Origin of the sequence: Peribacillus sp. RS7, assembly GCF_041956845.1 — a bacterium.
Lineage (GTDB): Bacteria > Bacillota > Bacilli > Bacillales > DSM-1321 > Peribacillus.
The window spans coordinates 3,432,465-3,445,698 of the sequence record NZ_CP168135.1; the positions used below are offsets into that span (position 1 = coordinate 3,432,465).

Consider the following 13,234-nt stretch of genomic DNA (forward strand, 5'->3'; position numbering starts at 1 on the left):
GAAATGAACACTGAATGTGTAACGCGTTCTATGAAATGAAACGGTATGGGAGGTTATGGTTTGAAGCCTAAAATTTATATTACAAGGAAATTGCCGGAACAAATCATCGATGGACTTAGTGCGAATTATGATGTCAGGATGTGGGACCAAGAGGATATACCGGTCCCTAGGAAAGTCCTTGAAGAAGAAATGAAAGAAGTCGAGGGGCTGCTTTGCTTGTTGACGGAACAAATCGATGAGTCACTGATTGAAAAGGCGGCTAATCTGAAAATCATCGCGAATATGGCAGTAGGTCATAATAATATTGATGTTCAAAGTGCAACTAAACGGGGCATCATGGTAACGAACACACCGGGGGTCTTAACGGAAACGACAGCCGATTTAACCTTCGGATTGCTGCTTGCAACGGCGAGGAGGCTGATGGAGGCAGAAGACTATTTAAGGAGTGGGAGATGGGAAACGTGGTCGCCAATGCAGCTGACCGGACAAGATGTACATGGTGCAACGCTGGGTATCATCGGGTTAGGGAGGATTGGGGAAGCCCTTGCCAAAAGAGCAAAGGGATTTGATATGAACTTAGTTTATTATAATCGAAGCCGAAAATATGGTCAGGAAAAGGAATTGGGAATCGAATACCAACCCCTTGAAAAATTGCTCCAAATCTCGGATTTCGTTTGTGTCATGCTGCCGCTCACACCGGAGACCGCTTATATGATCGGTAAGGAGCAGCTGGATTTAATGAAAGGGACGGCTGTGCTCATAAATACCGCAAGAGGCGGGATTATCGATGAAAAAGCGTTATATCAGGCGCTGAAAAACCGAGAGATTTGGGCGGCTGGATTGGATGTATTTGAAGAAGAACCCGTTCCCGTGGATCACCCGCTGCTAACATTGCCCAATGTGGTTACATTACCGCATATCGGGAGTGCAAGTATTGCCACAAGATTGAAAATGGCAACTCTTGCTGTTCAAAACTTGAAGGAAGGATTATCTGGTGATACTCCCCGTAATTTAATTTTGTTGAATAAATCAAGATGACCCTAAGATGGGGTTCGGAAGGCCTCATCCCGCATTCCTTTCACGATTTTGTCGAGGGAATATTAGTACCCTGATTGGAAGACGGGACTTCGTTACACTCATGATTTTTTATATGGGATGAAAATTGAAAATTCACTGGATTGAAGAAATTTGCGACAATCCTGCCGAATAATTGGCTAGCCAAGACCCCGCAGGATTGATTGCGGCGAGGAGGCTTGGCAGAGAGTCGGCGGATTGAAAACACTGGAACGTTTTCTTGATGGTTTGTAAAATTGGAACGTTGCCTCCAGGCACTCGCTTTCCCCGGGCGGTCCGGGAGCCTCCTCGGCGCTATTTGCGCATGTAGGGTCTCCCTTGGACTTAGCTTTCCCGCAGGAGTCTCGTACCTTCCGTTCCACTCAACTGGAATTTTTTTGAAAAAGACTGTAGGCAAACTCGCTTTCTTCGAATTTGTCCACAGTCTGAAATGACTCCAAAATGGGGTCATTTTTTAATGGGGATATTTCAATATGTGGGGAATTATTTGGACCATTAATAGTTTTCCTTAGGCTCGTAGTATCGAAATCAATTATATTTCCTGATATATGATTAGTTCTTTTCAGTATAAAGATATGTAAGATATGTTTCGGAGGTTTGAAGTATAAGTGTAGCAAACACATTGAACTTAATGAGTGGTGAAAGGAAGAATCCAATTCAAGGCAAGCATACTTATCGTAAATTGTTCGGATTTTTTGTAAACTAAAGAAATCCGGGTTTTATTTAGGAAAACAATTAGTTTGAAAGGGATAGGGTAATAATGATTGAAATGAAGGAAACGATATCATCAGGCAACGAAATGACCAAATCCAAAAGGCTGTTGATGGCGCTTATGCTGGGGTCTTTTGCTGCGATTGGACCACTGTCACTTGATATGTATTTACCGGGTCTCCCAACACTGGCAGAGGATTTGAAAAGCAGTACGTCTTTAGCCCAGCTGAGTTTGACTGCCTGCTTGTTAGGATTAGCTTTAGGCCAAATTTATTTAGGGCCGCTAAGTGATGCAAAGGGAAGACGGACACCGTTAATCATATCATTATCCATTTATTGCATTTCATCTCTGTTATGTGCTTTTGCTCCATCCATAGAATTGCTTTTATTATTACGTTTTATCCAGGGTATTGCGGGAGCTGGAGGCATAGTCATTTCAAGGGCCATAGTTCGTGACCTTTTTTCAGGAACGGAACTGACCAAATTCTTCTCCATGTTAATGCTGGTAAATGGAGCGGCACCGATTTTGGCTCCAGTTTTTGGCGGTCAGCTTTTGCAGTTCACTTCTTGGCGGGGAGTTTTCATTGTCATTTCAGTATTAGGTATCCTTATGGTTGCGGCTGCATTTTTTGGGATAAAAGAAACTTTATCGCCTAATCTCAGGAGTGCCGGTGGAATAAACGATACAATCAAGACTTTTGGGAATTTATTGAAGGACCGAGTGTTCATGGGCTATGCTTTTTCACAAGGGTTCATTAGTGCCGCCATGTTCGCTTATATTTCCGGATCGCCTTTTGTTCTCCAGAATATTTATGGGGTTTCCCCACAGACATTCAGCCTGATTTTTGCAATAAACGGAATTGGGATCATCATTGCTTCCCAAATTGCCGGAAAGCTGGCAGGGAAGGTTAAAGAAGAAAAACTGCTTCAGATAGGACTATGTCTTGCTTTGTTTGGAGGAATATTCCTTCTTGCCTCAGTCCTTTTCGAAATCGGGTTGGCAGGAATCTTGGTCGCTTTGTTCCTCTCCGTTTCCAGCGTCGGTATTGTCGGTACAACGAGTTTTTCTTTAGCGATGCAAAATCAGAAAAAAACTGCAGGCAGTGCTTCGGCTTTAATTGGACTGCTTCCTTTTATATTAGGATCAGTAATGGCACCGCTCGTGGGCTTAGGCTCAGGTAAGTCCTCCTTGCCGATGGGAATTGTGATGGTAAGTTGTCATGTCATTGCCATGTTCGCTTATTTGATTCTTGCCCGTCGCGGGTTAAGGCGAGTTGCTTAAAAAGGAAAAAGCTGAAATCCTGAAGTGGGATTTCGGCTTTTTCTTTTAATGGGTTTATTAAAGGACTTAAGAATGAATCATAATAGTGATTCTGCTCCATCGATATAAACTTCCGTGCCCGTAACATGGGAGGACATGTCTGATGCTAGGAACAATACGAGATCACCAGCTTGTTCGGTAGTCCCCGCTTTCTTCGCTAGGGGCTGAGAGCCTTCTGGATATTCAATGGGAATCCTGATTTTTTTTAGGTTTTCATCTTTTGGGAAGGTGTTATCATGAATATTCGTATCGATGGAGCCGGGACAAATGGTATTTACCCTGATTTTATATTTTGCCAATTCGAGTGCAGCCATTTTACCAAAAGCGACTTGGCCAGCTTTGGATGAACTATAGGCGGAAAAACCAAAATTCTTGAAATATCGGTTTCCATTTATGGAGCTGTTAATAACGATGCTGCCACCCGTTTCCTTCATATAGGGAATGGCGTATTTAATGGTGAGAAAGGTGCCTTTGAGGTTGATGGTATGAGTCTGATCCCAATCTTCTGGCTTAATATCTTCTATAGGGGCGATCACTCCGTTGATGCCTGCGTTTGCGAATACAAAATCAATTTTCCCAAAATGGTCATAGGCGACCTTGTAGGCATGTTCAACTTGCTCAGCCTTGGAAACATCCGTTTTAATGATTAAAGCCTCTCGGCCCAGGTTTTCCACTTCTGCCTTCACCTTTTCGGCATTTTCGACTGTACGGTCAAAAAAGATGATGTTCGCACCGTTTTCAGCTAATTTCAGTGCTGAACCCCGGCCAATTCCCGATCCTCCACCGGTAATGATGGCAACTTTGTTTTTCATTAAATCTGTCATAAACTTCACACGCTCCTTTTAAGTTTTTCTTTCCCGTTTAGGGAGTATGTAGAAACATCATGGCAGTGGTAATATAGAAAAATTATAAACGAATATTGCCTGAAAAATCCAATTTAAACCATTGACAGTGTTCATTATACTTTGTTTTTTAGTGAAATGTCTGTATATTGAGGACATGATAAGTTAGCTTGAAAGGGGATAGGATGTTGATACGATTAGGGGTAATAGGTACAAATTGGATCACGGAGCGATTTTTGGAGGCTGCAAAGCATGTAGAGGATTTATCGTTAACCGCCGTGTATTCACGTACAGAAGAGAAAGCCAAGGAGTTTGCCAATAAGTACGATGTACATACGATTTTTACAAATTTAGAAGAAATGGCGGCCAGCGATGATATCGACGCTGTATATATAGCCAGCCCTAACTCTCATCATTGCAGGCAAGCCGTGTTATTTTTACAAAATAAAAAACATGTATTATGTGAAAAGCCAATGGCCTCAAATGCGGCAGAAGTAAAGGAAATGATTGAGGCTGCAAAACAAAATGAAGTGCTATTGATGGAAGCGATGAAATCAACCATCATGCCGAATTTCGAAAGTATAAAGGGGAATCTGGATAAAATCGGGAAGATACGACGTTTTTCAGGAAGCTTTTGTCAATATTCATCACGTTATGATGCGTATAAACAAGGTACTGTGCTGAATGCATTCAATCCTGAATTCTCCAGTGGTTCTTTAATGGATTTAGGGATTTACGTCCTCTATCCACTTGTTGTACTATTCGGTAAACCTAATAAGGTGCAGGCATCAGGAACGATGCTTGAATCAGGAGTTGATGGACAGGGGACGATCTTGCTTTCCTATGATGAAATGGAGGCAGTCGTCATGTTTTCCAAGATTACTGAATCCAATTTGCCAACGGAAATTCAAGGTGAGCTTGGAAGCATCCTCATTCAGAAAATTTCTGGACCTCAAGCTGTGGATATTCAGTATCGGGATGGAACCACTGAAAATATTTCGGCTAAACAGGATATGCATACGATGTATTATGAAGCGAAAGAATTTGTTGAATTGATAAAGCAGGGGAAAAAGGAATCGGATATAAATTCATATTCGAATTCACTGTTGACTATGGAAATCATGGATGAAGCAAGAAAGCAAATCGGCGTCGTCTTTCCTTCAGACGGATTATAAGCACCTAATTGGACATGGCCAAGCAAGGAAGGGTATAAATGGATGTTACTGATGCGCCTTAATTGGGTAGAATTCAGTACATGGAAATTTTTATTGTTGGAGGAATGGACATGAATTGTAAAATTAATCGTAATGCAGCAAAAGTCTTACAAAAAATGCTGAGCACTGAAGAAGCTGAAGGGAAAATGATTCGTGTATATATCACCCATATGCATGGCGATCATGCCCATTATGAGATGAAACTAGATACACCTACAGAGCATGATGAAATCGTCAAAACAGATAAAGATATCGATATTTTGCTTGATTCTCGTGAGGAATTTCTGGATGGTGTCTGGATTAAATATTTTTATGTACCTGAAGAAGGCTTTGAAATCACGAACCCTTCCAAGGAGCCGCACGGACACCATCACCATTAAGATTAAAGGGGGAGGATTGGCATGAATCAAAAATACGAAAAGATCTTTCAACCATATAAATTTCCATCAGGGGTAGAAGTGAAAAATCGTATCATGATGGCACCTATGACCACTTATTCTTCGGATGATCAAGGGTTTGTAACCGATGATGAACTGGCCTATTACGCTGAACGCTCGGCAGGTGTAGGTGCGGTTGTCACGGCATGTGCTTATGTATCTGCTGGAGGAAAGGGATTCCCAGGTCAATTAAGTGCAGATGACGATTCATTTATCCCATCTTTGAGAAAATTAGCGGAAACGATACAGTCTAACGGGTCAAAAGCGATATTGCAAATATATCATGGAGGCCGCCAAAGTCCGCCGGAATTATTGCCAGATAACCAACCTGTTTCTGCAAGTGCCATTGCTTCCAGCGAGGAAGCACCGGTACCGCGGGAAATGAGAGAAGATGAAATTCAAGGCGTAATCAAGGAATTTGGAGAAGCAACAAGAAGGGCCGTCGAAGCGGGATTTGATGGTGTGGAAATCCATGGTGCCAATACGTATTTGCTTCAACAATTCTTCTCGCCGCACTCGAACCGTCGTACGGATAACTGGGGAGGAACTCTGGGAAAACGATTGATTTTCCCGCTTACCATTGTGAATGAAGTAGAGAAATCGGTTGCTGAGCATGCGGAAAAGCCATTTATCATTGGTTACCGAATTTCTCCTGAAGAAGGCAGCGATCCTGGAATAACTTTAGATGATACGATCCAGTTTGTTGATAGATTAGCAAATCAAAACCTGGATTATCTACATATATCGGTAGGTCACTTCTGGAATGGATCATTCCGTGAGAGTGATAGGACAAAGTCGCGCATCGTTAAAATTTACGACAAAGTAGGGAATCGTATTCCGGTTGTCGGTGTAGGATCCCTGCATACACCCGATGAAGTTGCAGAAGCTATGGAAACGGGAGTCCCATTTATCGCACTTGGCCGTGAACTTCTTATGGAACCGCATTGGATTGAAAAAATCAGGTCTGGAAAAGAAGGGGAAATACGGACGACCCTTTCGAAAAAAGATCAGGATGAACTTGTCATTCCAGATCCGCTTTGGGAAAAGTTGATTCATATAAAAGGTTGGCTCCCCGTTGTGGAGTGATGAGTCAACATCTTGAATAATATGTAACCCGTCCTCTTTTTATTGGAGGGCGGGATTTTGTTTGATGTCCATAATAGCTAAAAGATGTCCATAACTAAAAAAACCTGCATTTGTTATTTAACAATAATAAATGCGGGTTTTTTTATGAAGTAAAATAACTTAGGGTTACTCGTGAAAATGGTATGTTTAAGAAAAAAAGCAGAATTCCCACCCGTTTAAAAGGTTTCAAAATCCTTTCAGGAAGACATTATGAATTTGAATAATTATATTAAGAAACAATTCAAACTTCAGCTACGGAATTTTGGATAATGTTTTCAGTCGGAATGATGGTATGCGGTATCAGATCTTGATTACCCTTTATCTTTGTAAAGAGAACCTGTATAGCTATATCCCCTAATTTTTTCACGGGGATTTCTTTACAAGTCAAAGAGGGAGATAGAAATGGATGTAAATTTGAATTACTGTAGCCTACGATGGATAGGTCTTTTGGTATGGAGATTCCATTTTCTGCTGCCATCTTATAAATACTCATCACCTTAAGATCATCAGTTGCAAAAACAGCTGTAGGCCGGTTATCTCCCAATAGTTGTTTTGCTGATTGATGTGCGGCATCAATTGTATACCCACTGTTGATGATCCATTCATTCTTTAGTGGGAGCCCATTGTTCTTAATGCATGATTTATATCCTTCCAAGCGATCGATGGAAACATGATAATCGAGTGGAGAATGTAAGCAGGCGATATCACGATGTCCTTTATCAATCAAATACTGCGTCAAATCATAACTGTCCTTGTAGTTATTCGTGTCAACGGAAAAAACGTTTTTGTAATGACCTTCGACCTTTCCAATGACTACTATAGGGATATTAAATGGATCTATTTGTTGAAAGAAGTTCTCATTTGCTGGTGAACTTAGCATTATGATCCCTTTTATTAATTTCTCTTTTATTTTCCTTATGCACTTTTGAAGTTCATCCTGACTGTTTTTCGCAGTCTGTAATATGACATCGAAGTTTTCGTCTTCAGCATTGGTTGATATTGTATGAATGATTTCTGAGAAAAATGGGTTATTTTCGGTAGTCTTGGCAGAACGCGATAGTACCATGATCGCATCAAATCCGGAGGAAAGGGCCCGGGCTAATTTACTAGGTTGATAATTTAATTGTTCAATTGCTTTTAACACGCGCTCTCGCGATTCAACAGAGATGTTGCTTTGATTGTTTAGCACGCGTGATACGGTGGATTTTGAAACCATTGCAACACGGGCAATATCGTAGATAGTGTGTCCCAATAAAATTCTCCTCCTCCTAGTATGTTATCTGTATGATTATTTCCGAATATTAATAGGTTTTGTAAGTACCATTGAAAAAAATGGATCCTTACTGGTTGGTTTATTTTTTTATAGATTGATTTTATTTATTAATAATAAGAGCGGTTTCATAGGGTAAATTATATTGATGAATCATGATAGTGGCAATAGAAATTTTAAAAGTAGTAGGCAATCTTGCAGAGAAAGCCATTTTTGGACCCCATATAAAATTAGGTAAACCCTCTAAAATAAAAGCGTGGTTCCCCATTTGGGTTCTTGTTGACAGAGAACGCTTACTGTATTATATTTTGTTTGTGGGAGCGGTTCCACGGAAAAGTATTTAACTATTAATTTATATGGAAACGGTTCCAAGAAGGGGGCGTATATGGAATATATTAAACAGAGATTATCCGTAATTTATGGAGAATCGGATACACAAAAGATTTGGACTGACCTAAAAGGTAAACTTGTAAAAGCAAAAGAAACACCCTATAAAAAAAGAAAACAAAGATGGGATGAAAAAGATATTGTCTTGATTACGTATTCTGATCAATTTCAGGAGGAAGGCAAGCCTACACTGGCGACTTTTGAGAAGGTATTTGATCGTTATTTAGCAGACAAATTTGAAATCGTTCATCTTCTGCCTTTTTATCCATATTCGTCGGATGATGGTTTTTCGGTAGTGGATTATAAGAAGGTCAATCCAATTGCAGGAGATTGGGAAGATATTGAAAAACTATCGAAAAAAACGAGAATCATGTTTGATTATGTGTGCAACCATATCTCAGCAAAAAGTGATTGGTTTAAAGAGTACATAAACGGGAATCCTGAATATTCCGGCTTTTTCACGGAGATGGATCCCAATGTAGATTTAAGTTCAGTAACAAGACCAAGATCCACACCTGTCCTCACCAGGTTTAAAATGGATGATGGATCGGAAAAGCATGTTTGGACGACGTTTAGTGAAGACCAAATTGATTTGAATTTCAAAAACCCAAAAGTTTTATTGAGAATGATTGATGTTCTATTATTTTATATTGAGCAAGGTGCGGAATATATTAGGCTAGATGCGGTAGGGTTCATGTGGAAAGAAGTCGGAGGGACTTGTATCCACCTTGAAAAAACGCACCAAATCATAAAATTGTTCCGTGATATTGTTGAGGAAGTCGCTAAAGGAACTGTCATCATCACTGAAACGAATGTACCTCATAAAGATAATATTTCATATTTCGGCAATGGAAGCGATGAGGCACATATGGTTTATCAGTTCCCTTTACCGCCGCTTGTGCTTTACTCCATTAATCGCGGAAATGGGAGCGCTCTCACAGAGTGGGCAAGAAATCTACAGCCAGCAGGGGATAATACAACATTCTTTAATTTCCTTGCTTCACACGACGGTATTGGATTGAATCCTATTCGCGGTATTATCTCAGAGGAAGAAATTCTTGATCTGGTAACGGACCTGAAAAGGGAAGGCGCAAAAGTTAACTACAAAAAAAATCCAGATGGCACGGAAAGTCCATATGAAATCAATGTGACGTACTTGGACGCGTTAAATAAACTGTCGGATGATGATGAGTTAAAGGTGAAAAGGTTTTTAGCGGCACACTCCATTTTATTATCACTTCAGGGAGTGCCAGCAGTTTATATCCAGAGTATATTAGGATCTAGTAATGATTATGAAGGTGTAGCTAAAACAGGAATGAACCGTTCAATTAACCGCCAAAAGTATAGTTTGGATAAAATTGAAACAGAACTGGAAAAATCAGGTTCTTTACGAAGCAAGATATATAGAGAGTTAACGAACATTATCAAAATTAGAAAAGCAGAAGCATTATTTCATCCAGATGTGCCTATGGAAATTTTGGATAAAGGTGAAAAGTTATTTGCACTCAAAAGAGGAAATGATCCCCAAAATAGTCTAATCATTATTCACAATTTTGCAAATGAACCTGTAGATTGCCAGGTTTCAGGCAATTTTGTAAATGTAATAACGGGGGATAAAATGGCTCTCGAAGGTACCATTACACTAAATCCCTATCAATTCCTTTGGTTGAAATCAATTTAACTAGGAGGCAAAAAGATGAAATTCAAAATCCTAATTTTGGTATTTATCTTAGTTTTAAGCATGACCTTATCAGCATGCGGTGGGAACGAAAAGGCAGGAGAAGAGGCAAAAACAACAATTGAGTTCATGCATTCCTCTGTAGAGCAAGAGCGTCTAGCCGTCGTCAACAAGCTGGTAAAAAAGTTTGAGAAAGAAAATCCCACTATTAAAATCAAGCAAGTTCCAGTTCAAGAAGATTCATATAATACAAAAATTATCACTTTAGCTAGTGCCGGGAAACTTCCTGCGGTACTTGAAGTTGGGCAAGATTATGCCAAAGTCATGGATAAAGAACAACTTATCGACAAAGAGGCAGTTAGTAATACCCTTGATAAAGCTGGTAAAAAAGACTTCTATGATGGTGCCTTAAAATTAGTAACGCCAGAAGATGGGAAAGGGCACACTGGTATCCCTATCAGCGGCTGGGTTCAAGGCATTTGGTTTAATAAAGAAATGCTGGCATCCAAAGGATTCGAAGAGCCGAAAACCTGGGATGATGTAATGTCGATCGCAAAGGCATTTACTGACAGCGGCAATAAAAAGTACGGTATTGGTTTGCCGACTGTTGAAGGTGGATTTTCAGAGCAGGCTTTCTCACAATTTGCTCTATCAAACAATGCGAATGTTCTTGATGGCAAAGGGCAGTTGGATTTTAATAAAAAGGCGATGAAAGAAGCGCTAACTTATTATAAAGAATTGGCCCAATATACGATGCCTGGTTCAAATGATACCACTGAGGTGAAAGATGCATTCATGAATGGCACAACACCAATGGCGGTATATTCAACTTATATCCTTCCTTCTGTATATGAAGAAGGCGATGCAGAAAATATAGGGTTTGCAATTCCGGAGCAAAAAACAAAAGCGGTGTTTGGAACGGTTTCTGCAATCACGATCTCTTCTGGATTGGATGATCTTCAAAAAGAAGCAGCACAGGAATTCACAACGTTTTTGTCCAGGCCAGAAAATATGACCGAGTGGGTATTAATGTCACCAGGCGGTGCACAACCAGTTAGTAAAGCGGTTACAGAAAATGCTGCATATCAGGCAAATGAAGTAGTAAAGTCCTTCGGAGACTTATCAACCGAAATCGCCGCATCATTTAATGAAATCCAAGTGTTTGGTTTGGTCGGTGAAAAAAACTACGTGAAAATGGGAGTGATATCGAGTTCAGGCTCTATTTCAAAATTGGTAAATGATATAACAGTCGGAGGAAAAAGCGTTGATATGGAAGTTAAAAACGCTGAACAGAAAATGAAAGATGTCTTAAAAAAATAAGGCATAAGTGAAGGTGATTAAGGCCCTCTATTTTTAGAAATAAGTCCAAGGTCTACGCCTAACAATAAAGTTAGAAAATCCCTTATTGGTTTGTACAATTTAAAAAATGTGATTATTTAGGGGGACCGAAAAAATGAAAAAAAGAGGGAAATCAGATTTGAAATTGGCAGTGGTGCTACTTTTCCCAAGTGTCTTTTTAGTGCTTTTGCTGGTTGCATACCCAATGATATCTAACATAAAGATCAGCTTTTTTGATCTTCCAATTAACCCAAGGTTAAGTGCAACCTTTGTCGGGTTACAAAATTATACAGAAATACTGACGGATATCGAATTTTTAAAATCATTGGGAACTACACTTTTATACATGATTTTAGCGGTGGCGGGGAGTACAGCCTTGGGATTGGTTGTGGCAATCTTTTTTAACCGTCCATTCAAATTCCGTAAGGCTGCCCGTTCATTAATTATTCTGTCCTATGTAACCCCTTCAATTTCTTTGGTTTTTGCTTGGAAATACATGTTCAATAATGGCTATGGTGTCGTAAATCATTTAGGAGTTGACGTGTTTCATTTATTTGAAAAGGCACCTCTCTGGTTTGATAATCCTGTTAGCAGCTTCATTCTAGTCGTTCTTTTTGCAATATGGAGATACTTTCCTTATGCGTTCATCTCATTCCTGGCGATATTGCAGACAGTGGATAAAAGTTTATATGAGGCGGCAGAAATTGATGGGGCTTCCACCTGGGAAAAGTTCAAAAATGTTACCATCCCGGCAATTATGCCTGTGCTGATAACAATTATAACGCTACGTTCCATCTGGCTGTTCTATATGTTCACAGATGTATATCTGTTAACAAACAAAGTGAATATTATTGGGATTTACCTATATGAAACGGCATTTGCTTTTAATGATCTCGGTAAAGCCGCATCCATCTCTGTAATTCTTTTTATTATTCTTTCTATCGTTATAATAGCATCAAGAAAGCGGGTGAAATTAAATGGCAATGGCTAGCAGTAAAAAGAATAAAGCAGCAAGAAAGATCGGGTTTTATCTTGGGCTGATCATCCTGTTGACTATTTCCCTATTCCCATTCTTCATCATGTTGATGACTTCCTTTAAAAGTTCGAAGGAAGCGGTTGCTACTAACCCATCCTTTTTTCCAGAGGATTGGACATTCCAGCATTATGTAGATATCTTTAATCCCGATATCTTCCCCTATTTATCTTATTTTAAGAATAGTTTAATAGTGGCCCTTACTGCAGCATTGCTGTCCGTTGCAATAGGCATTTTTGGGGCTTATGCCCTTTCGAAATTGAAGTTTATCGGAAAAACTACCATAAATGCTAGTTTTTATACGGTGTATATGTTGTCTGGGATTTTACTTGTCGTTCCTTTATTTAAGATCATCTCCGGACTTGGGTTATATGATACGAAAACAGCACTGATTATCACCATGATTGTTCAAACGCTTCCAACCTCGATATTCATGTTAAAAAGTTATTTTGACACTATCCCAGAGGATCTGGAGGAAGCGGCGATGATTGATGGGTTGAACCGTGTGCAGATCATTTTCTATATTATCATTCCACTAGCCATATCAGGTATCATATCCGTTTTTGTATATTCCTTTATGGTCGCTTGGAATGATTATCTATTTGCATCCATTTTCTTGTCGGATTCCGCAAACTTCACGCTTCCAATCGGCTTAAATGCATTGTTCAGTACACCTGACTATATATGGGGCAGAATGATGGCCGCTTCGCTTATAACGGCGCTGCCTGTAGTAGGGATGTACGCAATCTCCGAGCACTTCATAAAAGGAAACTTAACTGAAGGAGGAGTGAAAGGGTAAACGGA

At 39.9% G+C, this 13,234-nt stretch carries 11 protein-coding genes; 9 read left to right on the plus strand and 2 right to left on the minus strand.

The features are described 5' to 3' along the window. Positions 1-60: 60 nt before the first annotated feature. Both ACDZ29_RS17275 and ACDZ29_RS17280 read left to right on the plus strand, forming a co-directional pair. Positions 61-1,038 (plus strand): 2-hydroxyacid dehydrogenase, encoded by a 978-nt coding sequence (locus ACDZ29_RS17275; protein WP_375088242.1) that lies wholly within the window; start codon positions 61-63, stop codon positions 1,036-1,038. Between the two features lie 805 nt (positions 1,039-1,843). Next, positions 1,844-3,067 carry a multidrug effflux MFS transporter gene (locus ACDZ29_RS17280; RefSeq protein ID WP_375091160.1) on the plus strand — a complete coding sequence of 408 codons (1,224 nt, stop codon included), beginning with the start codon at positions 1,844-1,846 and terminating at the stop codon, positions 3,065-3,067. Between the two features lie 77 nt (positions 3,068-3,144). On the opposite strand, the gene ACDZ29_RS17285 is transcribed toward ACDZ29_RS17280, so the two are convergent. Beyond that, a complete protein-coding gene (locus ACDZ29_RS17285; protein ID WP_375088243.1) occupies positions 3,145-3,930 on the minus strand; it encodes an SDR family oxidoreductase in 786 nt (261 codons plus the stop codon). Positions 3,931-4,136: 206 nt separating this feature from the next. Here ACDZ29_RS17285 and ACDZ29_RS17290 point away from each other — a divergent pair, with 206 nt between their 5' ends. From ACDZ29_RS17290 to ACDZ29_RS17300, 3 genes are all read left to right on the plus strand, one after another. Then, positions 4,137-5,123 (plus strand): Gfo/Idh/MocA family protein, encoded by a 987-nt coding sequence (locus ACDZ29_RS17290; protein ID WP_375088244.1) that lies wholly within the window; start codon positions 4,137-4,139, stop codon positions 5,121-5,123. A gap of 110 nt (positions 5,124-5,233) precedes the next feature. Further along, positions 5,234-5,542 carry an iron-sulfur cluster assembly accessory protein gene (locus ACDZ29_RS17295; protein ID WP_289324161.1) on the plus strand — a complete coding sequence of 103 codons (309 nt, stop codon included), beginning with the start codon at positions 5,234-5,236 and terminating at the stop codon, positions 5,540-5,542. Positions 5,543-5,563: 21 nt separating this feature from the next. Beyond that, entirely contained in the window at positions 5,564-6,685 is a 1,122-nt protein-coding gene (locus ACDZ29_RS17300) for an NADH-dependent flavin oxidoreductase (protein ID WP_375088245.1), read from the plus strand. 280 nt (positions 6,686-6,965) lie between these two features. Here ACDZ29_RS17300 and ACDZ29_RS17305 read toward each other — a convergent pair whose 3' ends face one another. Continuing rightward, positions 6,966-7,976: a LacI family DNA-binding transcriptional regulator gene (locus ACDZ29_RS17305; RefSeq protein WP_375088246.1), complete on the minus strand. Its 1,011-nt coding sequence runs from the start codon at positions 7,974-7,976 to the stop codon at positions 6,966-6,968. A 403-nt stretch (positions 7,977-8,379) separates the two neighbouring features. On the opposite strand from ACDZ29_RS17305, the gene ACDZ29_RS17310 reads away from it, so the two are divergent. The 4 genes from ACDZ29_RS17310 (at position 8,380) to ACDZ29_RS17325 (ending at position 13,229) form a co-directional block, all read left to right on the plus strand. After that, positions 8,380-10,062, plus strand: a complete 1,683-nt coding sequence (locus ACDZ29_RS17310; protein ID WP_375088247.1) for an alpha-amylase family glycosyl hydrolase — start codon at positions 8,380-8,382, stop codon at positions 10,060-10,062. Positions 10,063-10,077: 15 nt separating this feature from the next. Then, positions 10,078-11,379 (plus strand): ABC transporter substrate-binding protein, encoded by a 1,302-nt coding sequence (locus ACDZ29_RS17315; protein ID WP_375088248.1) that lies wholly within the window; start codon positions 10,078-10,080, stop codon positions 11,377-11,379. Positions 11,380-11,512: 133 nt separating this feature from the next. Next, a complete protein-coding gene (locus tag ACDZ29_RS17320) occupies positions 11,513-12,388 on the plus strand; it encodes a carbohydrate ABC transporter permease (protein WP_375088249.1) in 876 nt (291 codons plus the stop codon). Then, complete coding sequence (locus ACDZ29_RS17325) at positions 12,381-13,229, plus strand: carbohydrate ABC transporter permease (protein WP_370016992.1); 849 nt, start codon at positions 12,381-12,383, stop codon at positions 13,227-13,229. Before ACDZ29_RS17320 ends, ACDZ29_RS17325 begins: the two co-directional genes overlap by 8 nt. Positions 13,230-13,234: the final 5 nt, after the last annotated feature.